This window comes from Pelagicoccus sp. SDUM812002 (assembly GCF_031127835.1).
Classification (GTDB): Bacteria; Verrucomicrobiota; Verrucomicrobiia; order Opitutales; family Opitutaceae; genus Pelagicoccus.
Genome location: NZ_JARXHX010000003.1, coordinates 1 through 22699 on the forward strand (window position 1 = coordinate 1; position 22699 = coordinate 22699).

General features: G+C 54.1%; 18 protein-coding genes. 11 read left to right on the forward strand and 7 right to left on the reverse strand.

Features of this window, described 5'->3' with window-relative positions; genetic code table 11:
* Nucleotides 1-68 precede the first annotated feature (68 nt).
* The 4 genes from QEH53_RS05565 to QEH53_RS05580 form a co-directional block, all read right to left on the reverse strand.
* The gene (locus tag QEH53_RS05565) at nt 69-239 is read right to left on the reverse strand and encodes a hypothetical protein (RefSeq protein ID WP_309022156.1); all 171 of its coding nucleotides are present in this window, start codon (nt 237-239) and stop codon (nt 69-71) included.
* A gap of 102 nt (nt 240-341) precedes the next feature.
* The gene (locus tag QEH53_RS05570; RefSeq protein WP_309022157.1) at nt 342-578 is read right to left on the reverse strand and encodes a group II intron maturase-specific domain-containing protein; all 237 of its coding nucleotides are present in this window, start codon (nt 576-578) and stop codon (nt 342-344) included.
* Nucleotides 579-603: 25 nt separating this feature from the next.
* Nucleotides 604-1101: an IS3 family transposase gene (locus tag QEH53_RS05575; RefSeq protein ID WP_309022158.1), complete on the reverse strand. Its 498-nt coding sequence runs from the start codon at nt 1099-1101 to the stop codon at nt 604-606.
* Nucleotides 1102-1148: 47 nt separating this feature from the next.
* Nucleotides 1149-1415 carry a transposase gene (locus QEH53_RS05580; RefSeq protein ID WP_309022159.1) on the reverse strand — a complete coding sequence of 89 codons (267 nt, stop codon included), beginning with the start codon at nt 1413-1415 and terminating at the stop codon, nt 1149-1151.
* 271 nt (nt 1416-1686) lie between these two features.
* On the opposite strand from QEH53_RS05580, the gene QEH53_RS05585 reads away from it, so the two are divergent.
* Entirely contained in the window at nt 1687-2589 is a 903-nt protein-coding gene (locus QEH53_RS05585; RefSeq protein WP_309022160.1) for an alpha/beta hydrolase, read from the forward strand.
* 139 nt (nt 2590-2728) lie between these two features.
* Here the strand turns inward: QEH53_RS05585 and QEH53_RS05590 are convergent, their stop codons facing one another.
* From QEH53_RS05590 to QEH53_RS05600, 3 genes are read right to left on the reverse strand one after another with little or no spacing between them, the layout of a single operon-like run.
* Nucleotides 2729-5968, reverse strand: coding sequence for an efflux RND transporter permease subunit (locus tag QEH53_RS05590; protein ID WP_309022161.1), 3240 nt, complete (start codon nt 5966-5968; stop codon nt 2729-2731).
* A 27-nt stretch (nt 5969-5995) separates the two neighbouring features.
* Nucleotides 5996-7429 carry an efflux RND transporter periplasmic adaptor subunit gene (locus tag QEH53_RS05595; protein WP_309022162.1) on the reverse strand — a complete coding sequence of 478 codons (1434 nt, stop codon included), beginning with the start codon at nt 7427-7429 and terminating at the stop codon, nt 5996-5998.
* Nucleotides 7430-7481: 52 nt separating this feature from the next.
* Nucleotides 7482-8918 carry an efflux transporter outer membrane subunit gene (locus QEH53_RS05600; protein ID WP_309022163.1) on the reverse strand — a complete coding sequence of 479 codons (1437 nt, stop codon included), beginning with the start codon at nt 8916-8918 and terminating at the stop codon, nt 7482-7484.
* 260 nt (nt 8919-9178) lie between these two features.
* Here QEH53_RS05600 and QEH53_RS05605 point away from each other — a divergent pair, with 260 nt between their 5' ends.
* From QEH53_RS05605 to QEH53_RS05650, 10 genes are all read left to right on the forward strand, one after another.
* A complete protein-coding gene (locus QEH53_RS05605) occupies nt 9179-9811 on the forward strand; it encodes a TetR/AcrR family transcriptional regulator (protein WP_309022164.1) in 633 nt (210 codons plus the stop codon).
* Nucleotides 9812-9829: 18 nt separating this feature from the next.
* A complete protein-coding gene (locus QEH53_RS05610) occupies nt 9830-11209 on the forward strand; it encodes an efflux transporter outer membrane subunit (RefSeq protein WP_309022165.1) in 1380 nt (459 codons plus the stop codon).
* A 19-nt stretch (nt 11210-11228) separates the two neighbouring features.
* Nucleotides 11229-12488: an efflux RND transporter periplasmic adaptor subunit gene (locus QEH53_RS05615; protein WP_309022166.1), complete on the forward strand. Its 1260-nt coding sequence runs from the start codon at nt 11229-11231 to the stop codon at nt 12486-12488.
* Between the two features lie 21 nt (nt 12489-12509).
* The gene (locus QEH53_RS05620; RefSeq protein WP_309022167.1) at nt 12510-15668 is read left to right on the forward strand and encodes an efflux RND transporter permease subunit; all 3159 of its coding nucleotides are present in this window, start codon (nt 12510-12512) and stop codon (nt 15666-15668) included.
* Nucleotides 15669-15883: 215 nt separating this feature from the next.
* The gene (locus tag QEH53_RS05625) at nt 15884-16960 is read left to right on the forward strand and encodes a LacI family DNA-binding transcriptional regulator (RefSeq protein WP_309022168.1); all 1077 of its coding nucleotides are present in this window, start codon (nt 15884-15886) and stop codon (nt 16958-16960) included.
* 313 nt (nt 16961-17273) lie between these two features.
* The gene (locus QEH53_RS05630; RefSeq protein WP_309022169.1) at nt 17274-18242 is read left to right on the forward strand and encodes a MerR family transcriptional regulator; all 969 of its coding nucleotides are present in this window, start codon (nt 17274-17276) and stop codon (nt 18240-18242) included.
* Between the two features lie 61 nt (nt 18243-18303).
* Nucleotides 18304-19569, forward strand: a complete 1266-nt coding sequence (locus QEH53_RS05635) for an FAD-dependent oxidoreductase (protein WP_309022170.1) — start codon at nt 18304-18306, stop codon at nt 19567-19569.
* A complete protein-coding gene (locus QEH53_RS05640; protein ID WP_309022171.1) occupies nt 19566-20360 on the forward strand; it encodes a DUF1365 domain-containing protein in 795 nt (264 codons plus the stop codon). Before QEH53_RS05635 ends, QEH53_RS05640 begins: the two co-directional genes overlap by 4 nt.
* 13 nt (nt 20361-20373) lie before the next feature.
* Entirely contained in the window at nt 20374-21657 is a 1284-nt protein-coding gene (locus tag QEH53_RS05645) for a cyclopropane-fatty-acyl-phospholipid synthase family protein (protein WP_309022172.1), read from the forward strand.
* 19 nt (nt 21658-21676) lie between these two features.
* Nucleotides 21677-22693, forward strand: a complete 1017-nt coding sequence (locus QEH53_RS05650; RefSeq protein ID WP_309022173.1) for a cyclopropane-fatty-acyl-phospholipid synthase family protein — start codon at nt 21677-21679, stop codon at nt 22691-22693.
* Nucleotides 22694-22699: the final 6 nt, after the last annotated feature.

Genomic DNA, 22699 nt, shown 5'->3' on the forward strand with positions numbered 1-22699 from the left:
AGGGGCATTAACTCCCCCAGCTCCCACACCACCTAGCATGCGGATCCGCACTAGGCGGTTCCAATACGCTATCGGGACGTATCCGGATAGTGAACACGCGACCAGAGGTCTACAAGGGACAACAGTCCCTGTTCCTTGAGGTAGCGATTAGATAGAGCCTGATTCACGCCGGGCGTTTTGGACATTTTCCAGTCGCCCAGCTTCGTCACCCCTGTGATAATCGCATTGCGGCGGCTCACTCCAAGGGACGTCAGGTTGCGGACGCGATTGGCGATGGTCTTCCACTGCTTCCAATAGCAGCAGCGGATTCGGCGACGTATTCAATGGTCCATGCGCCGTGCTTACCCGAAGGTCCTGCTGATCGCGTAGTAGCCCATCCACCCGCGCAGGTACCGCGCTAGCTTTCCGAGCCTGTATTCCATCGATACGCCCCAGCTGCGGCACGTGTACTCCCGTATCCGGCCCTTGAACACATGGAGCGACTTCTCGCTCCACACGATCTTTCCGCCGGTTCCGAAGGAGAACCCGAGGAACGCGAGTTCCCGCGCCTTGACGACGCGGCTCTTCTCCTCGTTCACCTTCGTAAGCGTCCGGTGAACCGGCTTACGATTCTTCCTTGACGGTGCGGTATTTGGCGATGGGCTTCTCGAGCAGCTTCACGACGTCCTGAGCCTTCAACGAGCGAGAAGCCCTCAACTCGACGCAAAAGCGGCTGTACTCGTCCACGATGCTCAGGATCCGTATCGAACGACCGTCCTCAGTCACGTCATGAATGAAGTCCCAGCACCACACGTCGTTGACCGCTTCGGCCCCGGCCGGAGTTGCGCAAGAGGTTCCGCGACGCGTCTTCTTGGAGGTGTTCGCCTTCGCCGCCAGCCCTTCCTTGCGGCGCAGTCGCTGAACCTTCTTGAAGCTTATCCTCCAACCCTCCTTGCGCAGCTTCGCCGTATCGAAGCGGTATCCGTAGGTTGGATATTCCAGGGAAAGCTCGATGATTCGCCTAAGCAGAAGAGCTTCAAGCTCGCCGCCGGACTTCAGCGGGCGGTACAGGGCGCTGCGGCTCAGGCCGATCCATCGGCTAGCCCGCCGCGCGGAGCACATTCCTAAGCTCAGAATGTGCTCAATCGCTTGTCTTCTTCGCGCCGGGCCTACCATTTTTTTGAGTTCACCTCCTTGAGCACGTCGATGTGCAGATCCCTTTCGGCAACCAGCTTCTTCAAGCGGCGGTTCTCTTCTTCAAGCTCCTTGAGCCGCTTCGCGTCATGGACTTCCATTCCTGCGTATTTGCGTTTCCAGCGATAGAGGGTCTGCTCGCTGAACTCATGCTCGCGGCAAATCTCCAGGGCGCTCTTGGATCCCTCGCTTTCGCGAAGGATCTTCATTATCTGTTCGGTACTGTGTCGTTTCTTCTTCATGGTCTGGCAATCGTGCCGCCAGACTAACGTTTCAACCGGTCCCAATTCAAGGAGTCATCCCAGCGTTCGATTTTGGCCCGGAGACAAGTTCACTCAAAAGAACCTCCGAAAACTGTATTGTGCAGATACGAAGGATTGAAATCCTACTCAAATCTAGCGGATTCACGCTTCAATACAATTTATCCAACAGTCAACTAAGGTTGCCTTTTGGCTGACATGCTTTAACCAAATGAGCATGAGACCCCTACTACATTTTTGTATCCTGATAACAATGACTCACACTGCAGCCATCGCCGAAACAACTTACAAGCTCCTCCTATGGGACGGGCCACCTCCCAACCACCAAGGCTCGGACCTAGAGGAAAAGATCTTTAAAAGAGGTGACAATGGGGACTTGGATCGCATTGCCTTCGTTCAAGACCCTGAGATTGAGGTTCGTCTACCCTCCCCTCAAAGCGCCACCGGCCAAGCCGTCGTCGTTTGCCCTGGCGGCGGTTACGCGGTGCTGGCGTACGATTGGGAGGGCATCGATACTGCGAACTATCTCAATGCTCACGGAATAGCTGCTATCGTATTGAAATATCGACTTCCGGAGGACGCGAGCAACGAAATCCCTCACCTCAGTCCGCTTCTCGACGCAAAGCGTGCCATGCGCCTAACGCGATTCCACGCGAAGGACTGGAATATCGATCCAAACCGAATCGGTGTCATGGGATTCTCCGCAGGCGGACACGCTGCCTCGACACTTGGCACGCATTTCGACGAAGGCGACCCAGACGCCGACGACCCCATCGACCAACTTAGCTCGCGCCCGGACTTCATGGCCCTTATCTATCCCGTCATTACCATGGACGCCGCCTTCACTCATGGCGGTTCGCGGGAAAACCTGATCGGCAAATCTCCGACGGCTGAACTCATCGAACTCTATTCCAATGAGAAGCAAATCACCCCGCAGACTCCTCCTACCTTCCTCGTCCATTCCTCGGACGATAAAGCGGTGCCAATCCAGAATAGTCTTAGCTTCTACCAAGCTCTTCTCGAAAATGAGGTTGATGCGGAGATGCACTTGTATCCATACGGCGGACACGGCTATTCGCTCGCGATCGGCAAAGGCCACCTATCGGATTGGCCTGCCCGTTGCGTAGCCTGGATGAAGAGCTTGGATACGGAGTAGATCGATACGCGATTCAGGCCTTCTAAAAAAAACAGCACGAGCCAAAGCATTGGGCGGTCCGCATCTCAATCGCGTCGGACCTCGGAAATAAAAAAGGACCGCAAGAAATGCGGTCCTTTTCATTGAATCACTTTTTGGGCTACTCAGTCGCCCGCGCAACGACTTGTCCGTCGGGAGCGTGAGGGGCGTGATCCGAAGACGTCCCCTTACCGTAGACCCACTTCAGGCCGTTTCCGATATCATGCACTACTAGATTGGTAAGCGGCACGAAGTACAGCGTGATGAAGGTTGCGAACAGGATACCCCATCCAAGTGATACCGCCATCGGGATTAGAAACTGGGCGCTTCTAGCGCTTTCGAACATGAGCGGTAGAAGGCCGACGAACGTGGTGAGTGACGTGAGCAAGATCGGCCTGAAGCGCTTAGGACCTGCCATGCGAACCGCATCCGGCAGGCTCATGCCTTCCTTCCGTCGCTGATTGATATAATCCATCATTACCAAGCTATCGTTCACCACAACTCCCGAGAGGGCCATCATACCGAGTATCGACATCATGGTTACATTTATTACCGGGTTCGTTTCGCGATGCAGAACCGATTCGTAGACGAAACTCATAAGGTCATGACCCATAATCGCACCCACAACTCCAAACGGAATGGCTGTCATCACGATAAAGGGTTGGACATAGCTCTTGAAGGGAATCGCGAGCAGTATGTAGATCACGACCAGAACCAGATAAACCCCATTCATGAATTCGCGATTGTTGTCTCGCGACTCCGCAGCGTTTCCTTGGAGAGTGAAGGACATGCTGGAGTACTTGCTGACGAGTTCCGGTAAATAGTTCGTTTCCAGATCAGATTGGATCCCCTCCTCGTCGGTCTCGTTTTCGTCGCCCGAAGCGGTCACGCGTATAATTCGATTTCGGTCAAAGCGCTGAATAGACGGGAGGCTCTTTCCTGGTACGACTTTTGCCACTTCCTCAAAAGGAACTTCAGACCCGTCTACTGTGCGGATCTTCATGTTGTGCAAGGCAGCGATACTCTTTCGCTGAGCTTCCGGATAGCGGACCATGACGCGAATGTCATCACGACCGCGTTGGATACGCTGAGCTTCCGCACCATAGAACGCTTGACGCACTTGGGATGCGAGCTGCCGCGAAGTGACTCCCAAATGCACAGCCTGAGGCTTGAGCTCTAACTCGAGCTCCTCGGTTGCTTGCTGGAAGGAGTCCTCGATGTCGTAGAGGCCTTCGTAGGTGGCCAGCTTTCGTTGCAACTCCTTGGAGGCTTCAACTAGGTCCTCTATTCGCGGACCCTCGAGCTGGACGTTCACCGCGTCGCCACCACCACGAGAAAAGGCAATCTCAAGTGACTCCGCTTCTGGGACAGGACCCACCAATTGTCGCAAGCCCATGGAAATTTCACGACTCCCGATCTCGACTCCTGACTCTTCTACCGAGGCCATTTCGAGAACGATCTCGCCCTCTTCCGCTACACCTGCCGTGGAGCGCCAGCTACTGAAAGGGCGTCCGCCAGCAGTGGCGAAGATGTTTTTGATGATTTCGACGCCGTGCTCCTGGCGGAGGTCCGACTGCAGCTGCATCGCGGCCGATTCGACCTTATCTACAACAACTTGGGTCGACTCGAAAGCGGTCCCCACCGGCATGACTACCGTAGTCGTAATCACACTACGAGGAATCCGCGGAAACGTCGTGTAAGACAGGTGGCCAGCCATGAAGCGTGCGACGAATAGGCCTAGCACTCCGAGAAATATCATCAAAACTGCGTATCGATACTTTAAGCACATCTCCAGCGACGGGCGGTAGACCTTCTCGACGAAGCGTTCGAGCCCGTTCGCGACTCCACGCTGAATGCGTGTAAGCACATTTTTCTTCGCCGTATTTTTGTTGTTGATCGGCCGACAGTGCTTCAAGTGAGCTGGTAGAATCAGCTTCGATTCGATCAGCGAAAAAAGCAGCACAGGGATTACCACAAATGGGATTTGCTTAAAGATATTTCCCCGGAATCCAGTCATATTGACCAAGGGGTAGAAAGCTGCCACGGTGGTGAGCACACCGAAAATAACGGGGATCGCTACTTCTTGGGTTCCCTTGATAGATGCGGTCAGAGAGTCCTCTCCATCCTGCATCCTCTGGTATACATTCTCACCGGTTACGATAGCGTCATCCACCACGATACCGAGAACGAGGATGAAGGCGAAAAGGGTGATTAGGTTCAATGTGATCCCCATCATCGGCAGCAAGAAAAATGCGCCCGAGAACGCGATTGGAATTCCTAGCGAAACCCAGAATGCAAGCGATGGGCGCAAGAACAGTGAGAGCACTAGAACTACCAATACATAGCCGAAAATCGCGCTTCCCTTCAGCATGCTGAGACGCTCCGCAATTCGCTCCGAGTCGTCCTGCCAGTAGTCCAAAGTAATACCTGCGGGCAACTGATCGCGCTTCAATTCCAGGTAGTCCTTAACCTTTTCACCGAGCTCGATAATGTTTTGCTGGCCGACACGGTACACGTCTATCGCCACAGAACGCTTTCCGTTGAAGCGAGGATTGATCGGCGTCTCGTCGAAACCGTCGTTCACTCGAGCGAGCTCGCCCACGGTGATGCGCGTTCCATCCGGACGGGTGAAGACTACGATCTCCTCGAATTCCTCTTGGGTGTAGGCCTGCTGAGAGGTCCTCAACATGATGTCGCCGCTGGACGACTTGATACGTCCAGCAGAGAGGTCGAGAGAGTGAGCTCGAATTGCCGAGGTCAAACTGTCTAGGGTTAGCCCATATTCGCGTAATGTATCTTCGGATACCTCGACGGAAATCTCGTAGGGGCGAGTGGCCTTAAGAGAAGCGATCGTAATCCCTTCTATATTTGTGACCTCATCGCGTATTTGTTCACCGAGGCGCTTGAGATCCATTTCGCTGAGGTCGCCGGAAGCCACGATCGTTATCACACGCTCCCGTCGCTCCGGCATGCTGACTTGCGGACGCTCCGCTTCGACAGGAAAGGTGCGGATCGAGTCGACACGATTTTTGATCTTATCCTGCGCCTCCGCGAGGCTGAAGCCCTCCTCGATTTCAAGCGTTACCGTACCCGAGCTAGAGGAAGCCCGACTGGTCATCTCCTTGATGCCGTCGATATCGTAGAGCTCTTCCTCGAGGCGGGTGATGATCGACTGCTCCACCTCTCGTGGAGTCGATCCCGGATACGGAACGGTGACTGTGATGTCTCTCGACGGAAAATCGGGAAACTCCTGCAACACAATTTTGTTCAGCAGCGAGTGCACCCCGACTGCCACAATCGCTACCATCAATATGTTAGCCGCGACGCTGTTTTTGGTAAACCACTCTATTAATTTATTCATTCCGATCCCCTTGCTCTGGCTTTTGCACTATCCACGGGGTTGGCCCGCTCTTGGATTTGGCGGCATCTCTTCGCCGTTTGCCTCTGCCCAAGAGGCGATCTTTCCCATGAGAGGACGAAGCTTGCTGAAATCCATCGAAGCCTTCACTGCCATCAGCTCATCCTTCAACTCCTCAGGCATCTTATCCCCGAACTTCTGCAAAATCTGGTCAGGATAGGACGCTCCCCCCGGGCCTGCCTGCGAACGAGGCCGCGGAGCGGAACCACTTGCCAACATCGTATCCTCGTTCTTCGACGTTTCATTGTTGGCCACGACCTTCCAGCCTTCGAGCGCATACGGGACGTCAGTCAAACAGAGGAGATCCCCGTCGTTCAGACCAGCCTTGACGATAATGTTCTCGTCGTTTTCCCAGATGGTTGCGACTTCGCGGCGCTCCAAATTACTCTCCTGATCAACGACCAGCACGTAATTGTTTTCTCTATACACGCTGCGTGGGACGACAAATACGTCTTCCAAGGTAGTACCCTCAATCTCCGCTTGCACAAAAGTGCCTACTTTGAGAGGCGGACGCCCTGGAACCGACTCGCCATAGGGATTCTCAACTTGTGCCACGACAAAAATTTGACGGGTGCGTTCGTCGACCGCTCCTTCCGATCGCACGATGCGGCCTTCCCACTGATAAGCTTCGCCACCACCTGCAGAAATAAGAGTGACCTTAGGGCCATTCTCGATCGAGGGGTTTGCCCCCCGGTAGATGGACGGCAGCTTCAGGTAGGCGATCTGCGTCGCCGTGAGCGGCAGCCGAACTTCCGCGAAGTCAACCGCGTAGATTTCGGCGAGCTGGCTGCCAGTGGTAACGTATTGCCCGACGTCGACATCCTTGGTGAGAATTCGTCCGGCGTAGGGAGCTCTCACTTTTGAGCGCTCAAGATTAAGCTCTGCGGTGGCAATTCGAGCCTCCGCGGATGCCACAGCCGCCCTCGATTGGCGAATCTGAGGCTCGCGCAACGTAAGCTCGCTGGCATCGACTCCCGGATTCAAGCGCTCCCAATCCCGACCGGCTTGCTCGTAACGAGCGGTCTCCTGCTGCAGCTCGAGCTCTGCCTGGGCTAAGGCAGACTTGGCAACAGCAAGTTCTGCTAGATAGTCGCGGTCGTCGATCTCGAGCAAAACATCACCCTCCTCGAAGAAGGCTCCTTCTTGGAAATTCGGCGAAACGCTGACGATACGGCCACGCACCTCCGGGATGAGCGAGCTGCGGGTCCGAGCCCGTACGGCACCCTGGGAATGAAGCGTGATCTGGAAGTCCTCCCGCTCCAACGTGCGAACGATGACCTGTGGACTTGGCGCGGCGTATCTCCGCTGTTGGGGCTCTTCCTTGCTCGCGAGAATCATAGAAATAATGACCCCGAAAAACACGAGTATCCCGATTGGCAATAGAACTTGAAGGATGCGTCTCATAACTAGGTGTGCGTAAAAAGTTAAACGTGAAGCGAATTGATTCGGGCACTGATCAAGCGCCAAAGCCTCCGCCTAAAGCTAAGTAAAGATCGATACGGCTCTGGATACGCCTGTTGGCGACCTGAATGTACGATCGCTGCGCGGTGATGGAGCGCCGGACCGAATCGAGAACGGTCGTAATGGTAGACAGCCCGCTCGAGTACTCCTCCCAAGCCAGCTTCTCAGCTTCGACTGATTCGAATGCGGCTACTTTCAAGGCTTCGTAGTCGCGAGCGAAGGAATCTTGGTAAGAAAGGGAATTTTCGACCTCCCGAAATGCGGTCAGAACGGTGTTCGCGTAAGTCGCCACCGCCTGCTCGTGCTGCGCCCTGGCACGCCGAAAGTTCGCTTTCAAACGCCCGCCTTCGAACAGTGTCTGAGCTACGTTAAGCGATTGGCTCCAAATCCTTTGCTCCGCGACTTTGAAAATGTCGCTTAGGTCCTGAACGCTCGTCCCCCTGCTGAGGCTAAGATCCAAACTTGGCAAGCGGGCCTTGCTGGTTTGGAATTTCCTCTGCTCCGCAGCTGCCAGGCTGCGTTCTGCAGAGACTACGTCCGGTCTGCGCAGCAGAAGCTCGCTCGGCAGACCCGCGGGTATCGTATTGTTCAAGTCAGGGAATGTGGATACGATATCGAGCTCGCTCTTAGGATAACGCCCGAGAAGCGTCTCTAGATTGGTAATTGCGTCTTGCCGGCTCCGACGGCGGCCTTCCAGCGAGCTCTGGCTCGAAGCCAAGTTTGCCCGGATCAGTCGTACATCCAATGCGCTGGCGATTCCGCTAGAAAAGTTCTCTTCCACGATTCGGCTACTCTGGGTCAAAGCGTCTAGAATTCGCTTTTCGAGCTCGAACTGCTGATGAGCCTCGACTGCCTCGTACCAAGCTTTCGCGACTCTTCCCAAAAGTGAGAGTCGGGCCGCCTCGTAGTCGGCCAAGGCCATCTCTGCATCGGCGAGATCTCCGCGGTACCCATTGCGCAATTTTCCCCAAATATCGATTTCCCAGTTGAAGCGCGCATTGAGTCCGTAGGATTCGTTCACTGGAGTTTGAGAAGTGCCAGAGGCGGTCGGGTTTCGGCGTGACTCGCTGCCATTTCCCGAGAGGTTCAAGCTAGGCCAAACTTCGCTGCGTCCCGCTCGTGTATTCGCCAAAGCCGCTTCCAATCTTGAAGCCGCAATCTTGAGGTCGAAATTGTACTCCAAAGCCTCTTCAAGGATACTTTCAAGACGCGGGTCGTTGAAGTCAGATACCCATGAACCTGGCTCGAAAACAGCCTCGGACGCGCCTTCCACGGCCCAGGCGCTGGGCACTTCGGCCTGCAGTTGGTCCACTTTCAAGGAAGGGCTCGTGTAGCAGGCAGACAGGCCGAGGCCAGCGGCAGCTGGTAGAACCACTCGGGCGAGGAAACGCGTCTTGATAATGCGGATGAAGGAAGGAGGCCTATTAGGCATAATCTAGGTTTTGGAGAAGGAGGAGACTAAGTGTTGCGGAGGAGAAAAGAGTGACCGGCGCATGCAACTGCTATGCCAAGTACGCAAACCTCCTCGATCGCGGAAACGGATCAAGTCAGATGTCGAATTCTAAAATAACGAAGAAACTGAAAACAAATCGCAATCAGCTGAAGAGCCGACGCGATCGCAAGGGACAGCGCCCTATTTTTCAGACTTGCGCCGATTAAAACAAACGTTTGATTCTGCTTGGCAATATCAGAATGAACAAAACTCAAGTAAAGTTGATCGAGGCGGCCGAACGCGAATTCGCGGAAAAAGGTTTTCATGGAGCTTCGATCAGAGACATTACCTCACGAGCTGGGGCGAATGTTGCATCGGTCAACTACCACTTTGGTTCCAAGGAAACCCTGTTTATCGAGATGATCCGCTACCGACTTGAACCGCTCAACACCCTGCGGATCGGTATGCTGGACACGGCGGTTGCTAAAGCGGGACCACGACCGCTTCGTATAAAACGTATCGTAGACATTCTGGTAAGGCCGATGGTCGAGTCGCTGGTAGGAGGGACTCATGGCGAGTATTTCATGCGAGCGATGGGGCGTGGCATGGCGGAGGAAACCGCTTTTATGCAGAGACTGTACAAGGATGTATTGGCAACGCTCGTGACACGCTTCCGCAAGGAGATGAGAAGGACACTGTCCGACTTGCCAGAAACCGTTACTATCACGTGCTTCACTTACTTGCGCAGCACTCTTAGCGGTGTGCTGCAAATCCGTAAAAACAACGTGGTACTCGAGTCGGGTATCCAGTTTCCAGATGCAGACACAATGATTGTTTATATAACTGGAGGCATAGAAGCCATCGTTAGAAACTACCGAACCAAAAACAAATAGCGAACGACTGCTCAAGCGATGAACCCCCTAACATCCTCATTCCTCATTGCCGCCACCGGGCTTTTGCTTAGCTCCTGCCAAAGCGGTTTGCCCGAGCCAGAACCAGGGCAAGCGAGCGCTCTCGCGCCTTCGTCATGGGCAAGCTCCGCCGGGTCGGTAACTCCAACTCGCTGGATCTCCACTCTAGGCTCACCGCAGCTTGAAACGCTAGTACAAGAGGCGCAACAACGAAATTTCGGATTGGAAGCTGCCTCTCAAAGGTCTAGGGCTGCTGCGGCTGCTGCTCGCATTTCTAAATCTCTCAGAATACCCAGCCTCAACGCTTCGCTGCGCTCCAGCAAAAGCCAAAACATGGCCAATTTCGCGCCGCCAGTCGCCGTCGAAACAGATAATCACTCGCTCGGCCTATCGGCTCGGTGGGAAATCGATCTTTGGAACCGGCTTGGGTCCGAGGCCGCATCAGCCGTGGCTCAGTATCGAGCGAGTCAATACGAGTTGGAAGCCTTTGAACTCTCACTCGCTGGACAAGTGGCTCGATCTTGGTTCTCTGCGATAGAGGCGAGGCTTCAATACGAACTCGCTAAAGCCAGCGCCCAAAGCTTTGAAAGAAACCTAGAAGCTTTGGAAAAGCGCTACTCCCGCGGACTGATCGACGCCTTTGATTTGCGGCTTACTCGATCTCAGGCTGCTGCAAGCAGGGCCACTGCTTTGAGTCGGCGCCAGCAGATGGACGCGACCCTTCGCACCCTCGAAACCTTGCTCGGACGTTATCCCTCTGCCGAGCTGGAGCTGGCGATCGCCATGCCAAAGCTAATCCCTCCCCCGGCCGCCGGTATACCATCTGACATCCTGTCTAATCGACCCGATATTCTAGCCGAAAAAAACAGGCTCATCTCCGCCCTAGCCCTCGAACAGTCAGCTAATCGCAACTGGCTGCCCAGCCTCGCCCTGACCGCCTCGGACGGCACGCTTTCGAACAGTTTTTCAGACCTTCTCGATCGAGATTTCAACGTCTGGTCCATCGCTGGAGACTTAAGCGTGGCTCTCTTTCAAGGAGGCCGCCTCGAGGCCCAACGCGAACAGTTCAACGCGAACCAGCTGTCGCAGCTAGCCAACTACAACGAAGTCGTCTTACAAGCGTTTCGAGAGGTCGAAACCGCTCTCCGCGGCGAATCAAATCTGCACGAGCTCGAGGTCGCTACCACGATCAGCGCCGAAGAAAGTGAACAAGCGGAGCAACAAGCATGGCAGCTCTACGAACGCGGTCTGGTGGACATTACGGCCGTACTCGATGCTGAACGCCGCGCCTTCGGAGCCAAGTCACAGTTGATCTCCATTCAAAACCAACGCCTCCAAAATCGAATCAATCTACACATCGCCCTCGGCGACGAACTGTAGTTTTCCGCCCACTACTCTCATGGAAGAAAAAGAATACCGCCCCAGCTTTCCCCAATGGCTCATTTTTCACGTCTTGCCCGCCGGGCTCATCCTTCTCCTCGGATCTGTCGTCATCATCGGTGTCGCCATTTTCTTCAAACACACTCCGGAGACGAGACCTTCCGCGAAGGTGGTGCCGACCGTCGAGGTAATCGAGGTCCAGCCGGAAACCGTACAAGCCGTAGTTGAAAGCCAAGGCATCGTCGAAGCCCGTACGCAGACCACACTCTTCGCCGAGGTGTCAGGCCGAGTCGAGCGTGTATCGCCCGCGCTTTACGCTGGCGGGTTCTTCGCCAAAGGCGATGTTCTGGCTCATATCGATAATACAGACTACCTTGCCAACCTAGCCGCAGCAAAAAGCCGCCAGGCCGAAGCACAGCTCGCCTACGAACAGGAACAAGCAGCCAGCTCCCAGGCCATGGAAGACTGGAAAAGTGTCGGTAGCGGAGACACGCCAGGCGAACTCGTCTTACGCAAACCACAACTCGCCCGAGCGCTCGCCAACCTCGAGGCAGCCACCGCGAACGTGAAGTCTGCTGAACGCGACCTCGAGCGCACCGTGGTGAGGGCCCCGTATGACGGACGCGTGCAAACGAAATTCGTCGACTTAGGCCAATTCGTAAATGCCCGCACCAGCCAGATAGCGAGTATTTACTCAGTGGATACCGCCGAAGTGCGACTTGGCATCAGCCTCGAGGAAACACGCCTCATATCCTTGCCGGAAACCTACGCCGACGGTACCACTAATGGAGAAAAGCCGAAGGTCACGATTACTGCCACCTACGGTGGAGTTGACTACGATTGGGAAGGCGTAATCGACAGGTCGGAAGGATCAGTAGATCCGCAAACACGCCTGTTGTATTTAGTTGCCCAAATCGAAAACCCTTACGAACGAGCCGGTGATTCAAATCGGCCTCCCCTAAAGGTAGGCTCCTTTGTCAGAGCGGAGATCATGGGCGAGACTATCCAGCAATCGTTCATCTTGCCCCGCCAAACCTTGCGCGAGAACGATTCGCTTTACGTCGTCACGGAGGACAGGAAACTGGAGATTAGAGAAATACAGCCATTCCAGAAAAAGCGAGAGAGCGTCATTATCCGCGAAGGCTTGGAAGCTGGCGAACTCGTTTGCCTCACACCGCTGCAATACGTGGTCAACGGGATGGAAGTTCGAATCGAGGGCGACCCGGAACCGAACCCAGCAGAGATTGAATCAGAGCTTCAATCGGACAGCGAACTGTAAGCGCTCAACCCCTACATACGAATGATTGCTTGGTTCACAAGAAACGGCGTAGCGGCTAATTTATTGATGCTGATCCTAGTGATTGGCGGGCTCGCTTCCGCTTTCACTGCCAAGACGGAACTCTTCCCAGAGTTCTCGCTCGATATGGTCGCCGTGCGCGTTCCATTCCTGGGCGCTTCGCCAGAGGAGGTCGAGGAGCTGGTAATCATCCGCATCGAAGAGGCCTTGCAAGGCGTCAATGGGATAAAGGAAATTAACTCAGTCGCATCCGAAGGATACGGCTCCGTGACAGTCACAGTTAATAAAGGCTACTCGGTATCCAAACTAAAGGATGACATAAAAACGAGAGTCGACGCCATACCTAGTTTTCCGGCCAATACGGAACGACCCATTGTTGAGGAAATCCTGATACCGAAAGACGTAATCCGCATCTCCGTATTCGGCGACACCAGCGAGATCGAGATCAAAAAAATCGCCCAGCGGGTGCGTGACGAGCTAACGGAAATCTCGGGAATCAGCCAAGTATCCATGGAAGGGGTGCGAGCCTACGAACTCTCTATCGATGTTACCGAAAATGCCCTGCGAAGCTATAACTTAACGTTCGAACAGGTGGTCGCAGCCGTGCGAGCAAACTCGCTCGACCTTCCCGGAGGCATGATCAAAGCCGACGGCGGGGAAATCCAACTGCGCACGAAGGAACAGGCCTACGATGCATTCGACTTCGAAAACATCGTATTGCTGACCAAACCAGACGGCTCTCGCGTTTACGTTAAGGATATAGCAACCGTGGACGACGGTCTCGTCGACAACGACACCGCGAGTTACTTCAACGGGAAACCGGCCGCTACCATCCTCATTCGCGAGGTAGGCGATGAGAATCCGCTCGAAATCTCAGAATCGGTCTATGACTATGTGGAAAAGGCGGGGTCGTCCTGGATACCGGATGGAGTGACCTTGGAAGCGTGGAGCGACTCCTCCTTCTACCTGCGCGGGCGTATCGATATGCTTTTGGAAAACGGAGCAATCGGATTTGGACTCGTGTTGATTTCCCTGACAATTTTCCTGCGCCCCTCCCTGGCCTTCTTCGTAGCGATCGGCATCCCCGTAAGCTTCTTGGCAACTTTGGCGATCGGTCCTTTTGTCGGCATCACAGTCAATCTGCTTTCGCTCTTCGCCTTCATCCTCGTGTTGGGTATCGTCGTGGACGATGCCATCGTGGTAGGAGAAAGCGTCTTCACAGAATTCCAAAAAAAGGGGCCCGGCGTTCAGAGCGCCGTTGCTGGCACTCACAAGGTTTCTACTCCCGTTACCTTTGCCGTTCTGACGACCATGGTTGCCTTCGTACCCATTTTTCTACTACCAGGAATGGCGGGCAAGTTCATGGGCGTAATCCCTTTCGTCGTAATCCCCACTCTCGGCTTCTCGCTCGTCCAAAGCAAGCTGGTCCTGCCCTACCACTTATCCCTCTGCAATGTCGGCGACAAGCACGACCGCGACCAACTCAACGCCTTCTCGCGCCTGCAGCGACGTTTCTCGGACGGGCTGGAACGGTTCATCGAGCGAAACTACCAGCCTTGGCTTAAGCGAGCGATCAAGTGGCGTTGGTACACGTTTACCATCTTCAGCTTGTTTTTCGTGGCCTCTGTCGCCCTACCCATTTCGGGGGCTATCCGCTTTGTCTTTTTCCCCAGCGTGCCTTCCGACTACATCTTCACGGGGCTGACTATGATCGAAGGAACTCCGGTCGCGGAAACCCAGAAGGCCCTAGACCGCATCGAAAAAGCCTTGGAAGATATCCGCCGCGACGACATCGAAGCCGGCCTCACCGATCCCGTTAAGAACAAGCTGGTAAGCCTCGGTGCATCGAGCAACCCTGGGGGACCGGGTGGAGGCGGCGGCGGCGCCTCGGGCAGCAACGTAGCCCAAATCGTGCTGGAGCTTGCGAAGAGCGAAGTCAGCGACTCCAATGCTGACGATGTAGTCGATCGATGGAGACAAAAAGTTGGCCAGATTCCTGGAGCGAAACGGCTTAATTTCCAATCGAACGCCAGCGGTCCGGTCGGATTGCCAGTGGACATCCAGCTTACCGGGCGCGACTTTACAAAGCTCAAAGCTGCCTCTCTCGAGATCCAAGAGAGACTAAAGGAGGTAAATGGGCTCTACGATATTCGAGACACCTACTCCGAAGGAAAACGCGAACTTAAGATACGCTTGAAGGACAATGCCCGAGCCCTCGGGCTCAATGCGGCAGACCTCGGTCGACAGGTCCGCAACGCATTTTACGGCGCCGAGATTCAGCGCGTGCAACGCGACAAGGAAGACGTGAAGATAATGGTCCGCTACCCTCGATCTGAAAGGGAGTCGCTAGGAGACTTGGAGAATATGCGTATCGTCAGCCCCAGCGGGGCTCGTGTGCCGATTCAGGAAGTGGCGGATATCGAGATGGGAACCGGCTACCCGTCCATCACGCGTCTCGACCGCAAACGAATCGTAAACGTGCAAGCGGAAGCGGATAAAGGAACGATCACTACCAACGAAATCAAAAGCGAGGTATACGGAAAGATACTTCCTGAAGTGCTAAGCAAATACCCGAGCGTAACTCCCGCCATGGGTGGCGAGGCCAAGGACTTCGCAGAGTCTGGGCCAGCCCTCGTCGGCGGTTCGCTCATCGTGCTCGTGCTGATTTATATGCTGTTGGCTATTCCGTTTAAGAGCTACATCCAACCCATCATCGTTATCGCCGTGATACCTTTCGGAGTTGCGGGCGCCATCGTCGGTCACCTCTACGGCTTCCAAGACCTCAGCCTTCTATCTTTCATCGGCATGATCGCGATGGCCGGTGTGGTGGTGAACGACTCGCTCGTCCTCGTGGAAAGAATAAATAGCCTGAGGGCCGACGGAATGAGCCTCTTCGAAGCCGTTCGCATCGGAGGCATGCAACGTTTCCGAGCGATTCTCCTGACCTCCGTTACCACCTTTGTCGGACTCGTCCCCATCTTGCATGAAACCAGTCTGCAAGCTCAGTTCCTCATACCCATGGCCACTTCGCTCGCGTTCGGCGTCGCCTTCGCCACTTTCATCACACTCTTCTTGGTCCCCTGCGTTTACCTGATGCTGGAGGACCTCAAGTGGGCTTTCCAGACGTGGTGGGGCGGACTCCGAGGCGGTTATCGAAGATAGTTTCCCCTAATCTCTCAAGCCGAACTCGAGAGCAAGTATTTCGAGAAAGGGTAAGCCCTCGGAGGCCTTGTTTAGAGTGCGCCATAGCAAGAGTCCAGATTCCTGCATACTTGTGCTTGCTCGCCTCGTAGACCTGTTACTCTCTCTAAAGCGTAATCGCTATACGCGTGTGCAAGCTGCCTCGAACGATCAACCCCCGCCCCCCATTTATCGCCATGGATAAACCACGTGTACTGATGAAGGACGTAGCCAAAGTCGCCGGCGTCCACCAGACAACCGTTTCGCTCGCACTGCGCAACCATCCTAGCCTTCCGCAGAAGACACGCGATCGAATCCAAAAGCTTGCCAACGAAATGGGGTACCGACCCGATCCCGCCCTCTCTGCCTTGGTGGCTTATCGCCAAGCGACCAAGAATCAACCGAGCGAGCAGGTCATAGCTTGGATAATCAATGTCAAAGACGACCTCCGGTCGAGCGGGCTGCACGTGCACCGCCTCCTGATGGAAGGGGCGAAGGAGAGGGCCAATGAACTGGGCTACAAACTCGATATCTTTTGGCTAGGCAAGGAGTACAAGGACAGCAAATCGCTCAATCGCGTCCTCAAGGCTCGCGGCATTCAGGGAGTTATCTTCGGCGCCTTCGACTACCACGAGGAGCCCTTCGAGCTCGATTGGGACTTGTTCTCCTGCATCAAAGTCAACCCGCTACCCGAGGCGCTGCCTTTTGACTCGGTCCTTTGCGATCAGATAGATGCGGTCGGCCAGGTCGTATCGGAACTACGCCGGGTTGGCGTCGAGCGATTCGGTTTGGCAGTTTCGGAATTTGAGGAAATCCACAAGCGCTTTACCTTTGCTGCTGGGTTCCATACGCACCGCCGCCAGATTGCCCCCGAAAACTGGATACCGCCCTTTTATTTCCAGCACGGAGCGGAATACAAAGAGGACGTTATTCCAGCGACCTTGGAATGGGCGCGAGAAAACAAGCTTCAGGCCCTCATCAGCAATTGGAACAATATAGAGGTCGTAGCCCGCAAGCTGAACGAAGAAGGCCAGGATTGTCGCTTCATCTCGCTCGACGCAGACGAAACCACTGCTCGCCATGGTGGCATTCACCAAGACCACCGCGAAAACGGGAGACGCGCCGTCGATATGGCCGTGGGTCAAATCAAGACTTTCCGACGAGGCAAGGAGACAAGCCCTTCCACCACGCTGGTAGCAGCCAAAATGATGCCTATCCCAGAGGAAAACCCCCTCAAGGCCGAGCTCAAATCTCAAGCGGTTCTGGCGTCTTGATCCGCGCCTCGACTGGGGCTCGCGAAACTGCTTCACCATAACTAAGGCCGCCTCCGAGAACCATGGAAGCGGCTTTGCCATTTCAGCAATATGCGTTCGCCCGCTGGGATCCATGGCAGCTACTTGAGCGTATCACCCACTGAAGCGCCTCATTTGGCGGGTTGAAAGGGAGTTGAACTACGAAAAACCGTCTGTGGGAATCAGAGGGACCTTCTGAAGCATTCAGTTCCCGAAAAGAAGCACGTTAAAGATTGTTCACGCTTTGTTCAGTTTTGTATTGAAACAATAACGAACCATCGTTTTAAGTTCACTCATGATCCAAGAAACCGACGCACCCTCTGGCTACAAAATCGGCACCGCTGCTAAGATGGCGGGCATTTCCCCGAACACAATCCGCACCTGGATGCGACGCGACTATTTCACGGCATCGATCGAAACTGATTCTGGAGAACGAATCCTGAGCAGTGACGACCTCAGACGCCTCATATCGCTCAAATCGCTCATCGACCTCGGCGATTCCATTGGCCAAATTGCGCGCCTAGACACGGAAACCCTGCAGAAGCGACTGGCAGAGCTGAAGTCCACCAGCGAAAGCTCCTACGCCAACGATATACCCTCCCTCACCGACCTGGAAGCTGGCTTCGTGACACCAACGAACAGCGTCCGACTCTCAGCCGCTACTCCGCTTTTCTGGAACTCCAAAAAATTCGAGTCAGTGGAGAGCCTCGCGGAACACGCCGCTGGCCACCACAACATAAGCATCGCCCTGATTGACAGCCAAGGGCCCAACCCTGTGGAAAAGGCCGCGATCCTTGATTTCGCGAAAAAGAATCCAGAGATCACCGTCGTCCTGATTTTCGACTTTATGCCGCGAGCGCTCCTTAAGGATCTCGCTAAAGCGCAGGTTCATTTGCTCCGTTGGCCGATCAACAGCATCATGCTCGAGCGCTACCTTTACAGCTTGATGCCTAGTATCTCGCACCCACGGGCCCGAGCAGCTATGATCAACGAGCCACCTCCACGCTTGTTCAGCGAACGGCAACTTTCCGAGATCGCCAACTCCTTGCCGGAACTCGAGTGCGAGTGCCCTCGCCATGTAAGCTCCATCATCACCAGCTTGGGGGCTTTCGAGGACTACAGCAACCAATGCCTCAATGCCACTGACAAGGACAAAGAGATTCACGAATACCTGTACACAGAGACGGCCAAGGCTAGACGCATAATGGAGCTCGCCCTGATCCGGCTTTGCAAGGAAGATGGAATAGACATCCCGCAAAGCTAGTTGCCTGACGAGCCTATTGCGACTCACGAAACCTGCTCGCGATCCACTCACCACTATATCAATGAGATCCCTGGCCATCATCGGTACAGGTATCGCCGGAATGGCCTGTGCCTACTTCCTGCGAAACCGCTACCGAATAACCGTTTTCGAAAAGAATGACTATGTCGGTGGTCACACCAACACGGTTTTCTTGGACGAAGGAACACGAAGGGTTCCAGTCGATACCGGTTTTATGGTATATAACGACAAGACCTACCCGAACCTCATTCGCTTCTTCAACCACCTCGGTATCGCTTCCACGGATACTTCCATGTCATTCAGCGTCAACGACGCTGAGAACGACTTTGAAACGAGCTATACAAACCTGACCACCTTCTTCCCCAGCATTTCCAGCGCGTTGAGCCCTCAACGCTACAAACTGTTGCTGGGGATGAAAAAATTATTCGAAGTGGGTAACGCCTTCCTCGCTACCGAAAAGAACGCGAAGCTCACGCTCACTGACTTCATCAAGCAGTATGAAATAAACTCATTGGCAATTGAGAAATTCCTCCTGCCGATGACAGCTGCGATATGGTCCACCCCCACGGACAAGATGCGAGACTATCCTGCCGTGACCCTCCTGCGCTTTCTGGCAAATCATGGAATGCTCGGCTTCGGCGACCAGTTCCAATGGAAGACCCTCAAAGGAGGAAGTCAGCAATACAAGGAGAAGTTACTCGCTGAGATCGGATCCAGCATAAATACGGACGCTGGCGTCGCTCAAGTTCGTCGACAAGATAACGGTGTCCGCATTGTGAATACGCGAGGACAGATTGGCGATTTTGACGAGGTCATCGTGGCTACCCACGCTGATCAGGCTCTCCGCCTTCTTGAGCGACCTACAGATCGCGAAAGGAATTTACTTTCCTGCTTTCAGTACAACATCAATCCAGTGGTGCTACACTCAGATCCCAGCGTGATGCCGAAACGCAAGCGAGCCTGGGCGTCATGGAACTATCGATACGAATCTATTGAATCCAAGTTGACCGGATCGACACACTACTGGATGAATAATCTTCAAAACGTTTCCGAGCGAAAGGATTACTTCGTCAGTGTCGACTACCTAGGGCGCATTGCTGAAGATCTCACCCATTGGCGATGCACTTACGAGCATCCGCGTTTCGATACAGCAGCCATCAACGCTCAACCCTCCTTACCGGAACTCAACACCAACGGTCCGATCTATTTTTGCGGAAGCTACTTCCGCTACGGCTTTCACGAGGACGCATTTACCTCCGCCCTCAACCTCTGCACTCAACTAAACGACGGGCACGATCCGTTATCATGAATTCGTGCCTCTACAGATGCAGAGTCGCCCACAAGCGAGAAAGACCGAAGCAACACCGCTTTGCCTACTCTACCTTCGTGTTCTGTATCGACCTCGACGAGCTCCAGACCCTCGAGAATTCGCTCAAGCTTTTCGGCCTGAACGCACTCAACCTCTACGCGCTGCACGACCGGGACCACCTCGATCAGGGCGAAGCAAGCATCAAAGAGAACGTTGTCGCCTTTCTCCGGACGAAAGGCATGAACGCCGCCATCGGCCGTATCGAGCTCGTCACAAACTTACGCACTTGGGGCTACGTTTTCAATCCGGTGTCATTCTACTTCGTCTACTCGCCAGAAGGGTCCCTGCTTTCATGCGTCGCCGAAGTCGCGAACACCTTTAATGAGCAAAAGCTCTACCTCGTGGATCAGTTCACTAACAAAGAAAATCGTCTCAAACAATCGCACGAGAAACTGTTCTACATATCGCCCTTTTCGGATTTGGATACAAAACTGAACTTCGATCTCCAGAAACCTAGCGAACGACTCAAGCTTTCCATCACAGAGAACGACACCCAGGGCACCTTTTTTTTCAGTTCCTTAACAGGTGTACGTATCCCTATCACAAATACAAAGCTTCTCGCCTACACCTTGCGATTCCCCTTCCTGACTCTGGGCGTCATGTTCTCCATCCATTGGCAGGCGTTGATTCTCTCCCTTAAGAAAGTGCCCCACTTCAAGAAATCCCATAGGCCGGACCAGCAGACTGAAACGCGTCCATACCTAAAGCCAAAACCGAAACACTCCCAATAGGAAGCTAGAATCCATGAAAATCCAAGACCTAATCCTGAGCTTCTTCGAGAAGGCCAACCGTGGCTGCTTGCGGCTCCAGCTCCCCAGCGGGGAAACCCACGTGTACGGCGGCGCCGAGGACCAAGAGCCGGTAGACCTCGTGGTGCACGATGCCAATTTTTTCCAAAGAGTTGCCCTGAAAGGTGATATCGGATTGGGCGAAAGTTACATCGAAGGCGAGTGGGACTCTCCGAATCCGGCGGCAATGCTCGGCTGGTTCATCAAAAACAAGGACGTACTCATGAGCGACCGTTTCGAATGGGCGATGCCCATGATATCTCGTCTCGCGAGTCTTCAAGAACGTTTCCTCCACCGAAAGAACTCAAATACGAAAACCGGAAGCAAGCGGAATATCGAAGCCCACTACGACCTTGGCAATGACTTCTACGAGCTCTTCCTCGACGCTAGCATGACTTACTCCTCCGCCTACTTTCGTACAGGCGAAGAGACACTGGAAGAAGCGCAGCACGAAAAGTACGATCGTATCTGCCGCAAACTTTCGCTCGAGCCCAGAGATAGCGTGCTGGAGATTGGCTGTGGCTGGGGTGGCTTCGCCGTGTATGCTGCAGAAAACTACGGCTGCTCGGTCACTGGGATCACTCTCTCCCCTAGTCAATACGACTACGCTGTTGAACGGGCGCGTCGAGCAGGGCTAGCGGACAAAGTACACATCAAGCAAATCGACTATCGGGACATGCAGGGTCAGTTCGATAAAGTCGCGTCTATCGAGATGATCGAAGCCGTGGGCCACGAGCACCTGCCAAGCTACTTTTCCTCTATCGACCAATTGCTCAAACCCGACGGACTCAGTTGTATTCAAATAATCATGTCCGCAGACCACCGATATAAGGGATACTGCAAAACATCGGATTTTATCAGAAAACACATTTTCCCCGGTTCTCACCTCCCTTCAGTGGGCTCGCTTTTCGAGGCCAAGCAAAATGCCAACCTCAACCTCTACCACATGGAAACGTTTGGCCTACACTACGCGCGTACACTTGAACTGTGGAGAGATCGTTTCGAAGAGAGCTGGCCCCACATCGAGGCACTTGGCTTTCCCGAACCCTTTCATCGAAAGTGGCGTCTCTACTTCGACTATTGCATAGCGGGCTTCAGGGAACGGCACATTAATCTAGCGCAAGTGGTCTTCGGTCGCATGAACTGCGAATCCTACCGCTTCGAACAATCCGAATTTTCGGACACGTCAGGCTTGGGCCAGCGGTACGGCAGCCAACTCCTCGAAGGAGCAAACCACTAATTTACAGTATATCCAAACCATGAATACAATCGCACTCGCAGAAAACGGCTATCTCCCCACTTGGCTGGTTCGCTACGGAATTCGCAGCTTAGTAAAGAAACGCCTTGAGGACGAAACAGTTAACTTCCTGGACAAGAAGGAAAGCCTCATCAGCCAGCTCAAATCCAGCCCTCTAGCAGTGGACACAGATGCTGCAAATGAGCAGCACTACGAGGTGCCGGCCGACTTCTACAAGATCGCACTTGGAGCACGACTCAAATACAGCTGCTGCTACTGGCCAGAGGGAGTCAATACTCTCGACGAGGCTGAGATCGCTTCTCTGCGCCAAATCTGTGAGCGAGCTCAGCTAGAAAACGGTCAGCGCATCCTAGAGCTTGGCTGCGGATGGGGGTCTTTCTCGCTATGGGCGGCCGAAAACTACCCGGATTCCCAGATCGTTTCCGTATCCAATTCATCCGGACAAAGAAGGTACATCGTCGGTGAAGCCAAGAAACGCGGTCTAAGCAATCTGCGAGTGATCACGGCAGACATGAACGCATTCGAAACCGAAGAGCGATTTGACCGAGTCGTTTCCGTCGAAATGTTCGAGCACATGCGAAACTACCAGCAACTTTTCACACGCATCCACTTGTGGCTCAATCCGAAGGCAAAGATGTTCATTCACGTCTTTTCGCACAAGAAGATCGCCTACCTTTTCGAAGACAAAGATTCCGACGACTGGATGGCCCGACACTTTTTCACCGGTGGAATCATGCCCTCGCACGACTTGCTCCCTCGCGTCTGCGCCCCTTTCAAGCTAGCAGAGCAATGGCAGCTCAACGGGATGCATTACCAAAAAACCGCTGAAGCATGGTTTCAGAATTTGGACAGAGACAAAGCTCGAACTCGGGAAGCCATGGAGAAAATCTACGGCAAGGAGGAAGCCCGCGTTTGGGAAAATCGCTGGCGCATCTTCATGCTTTCCTGCGCCGAACTATTCGGCTATCGCAGGGGAGAGGAATGGGGAGTCTCTCACTACCTTTTTGAAACTGAATAGCCCAAT

What these genes read in the sequence shown, in the direction of transcription:
- QEH53_RS05595 (WP_309022162.1), bottom strand. Translation starts at nt 7,429, where the DNA reads ATGAGACGCATCCTTCAAGTTCTATTGCCAATCGGGATACTCGTGTTT.
- QEH53_RS05625 (WP_309022168.1), top strand. Translation starts at nt 15,884, where the DNA reads ATGGATAAACCACGTGTACTGATGAAGGACGTAGCCAAAGTCGCCGGC.
- QEH53_RS05600 (WP_309022163.1), bottom strand. Translation starts at nt 8,918, where the DNA reads ATGCCTAATAGGCCTCCTTCCTTCATCCGCATTATCAAGACGCGTTTC.
- QEH53_RS05620 (WP_309022167.1), top strand. Translation starts at nt 12,510, where the DNA reads ATGATTGCTTGGTTCACAAGAAACGGCGTAGCGGCTAATTTATTGATG.
- QEH53_RS05610 (WP_309022165.1), top strand. Translation starts at nt 9,830, where the DNA reads ATGAACCCCCTAACATCCTCATTCCTCATTGCCGCCACCGGGCTTTTG.
- QEH53_RS05640 (WP_309022171.1), top strand. Translation starts at nt 19,566, where the DNA reads ATGAATTCGTGCCTCTACAGATGCAGAGTCGCCCACAAGCGAGAAAGA.
- QEH53_RS05590 (WP_309022161.1), bottom strand. Translation starts at nt 5,968, where the DNA reads ATGAATAAATTAATAGAGTGGTTTACCAAAAACAGCGTCGCGGCTAAC.
- QEH53_RS05650 (WP_309022173.1), top strand. Translation starts at nt 21,677, where the DNA reads ATGAATACAATCGCACTCGCAGAAAACGGCTATCTCCCCACTTGGCTG.
- QEH53_RS05630 (WP_309022169.1), top strand. Translation starts at nt 17,274, where the DNA reads ATGATCCAAGAAACCGACGCACCCTCTGGCTACAAAATCGGCACCGCT.
- QEH53_RS05580 (WP_309022159.1), bottom strand. Translation starts at nt 1,415, where the DNA reads ATGAAGAAGAAACGACACAGTACCGAACAGATAATGAAGATCCTTCGC.
- QEH53_RS05615 (WP_309022166.1), top strand. Translation starts at nt 11,229, where the DNA reads ATGGAAGAAAAAGAATACCGCCCCAGCTTTCCCCAATGGCTCATTTTT.
- QEH53_RS05585 (WP_309022160.1), top strand. Translation starts at nt 1,687, where the DNA reads ATGACTCACACTGCAGCCATCGCCGAAACAACTTACAAGCTCCTCCTA.
- QEH53_RS05575 (WP_309022158.1), bottom strand. Translation starts at nt 1,101, where the DNA reads ATGTGCTCCGCGCGGCGGGCTAGCCGATGGATCGGCCTGAGCCGCAGC.
- QEH53_RS05635 (WP_309022170.1), top strand. Translation starts at nt 18,304, where the DNA reads ATGAGATCCCTGGCCATCATCGGTACAGGTATCGCCGGAATGGCCTGT.
- QEH53_RS05605 (WP_309022164.1), top strand. Translation starts at nt 9,179, where the DNA reads ATGAACAAAACTCAAGTAAAGTTGATCGAGGCGGCCGAACGCGAATTC.
- QEH53_RS05645 (WP_309022172.1), top strand. Translation starts at nt 20,374, where the DNA reads ATGAAAATCCAAGACCTAATCCTGAGCTTCTTCGAGAAGGCCAACCGT.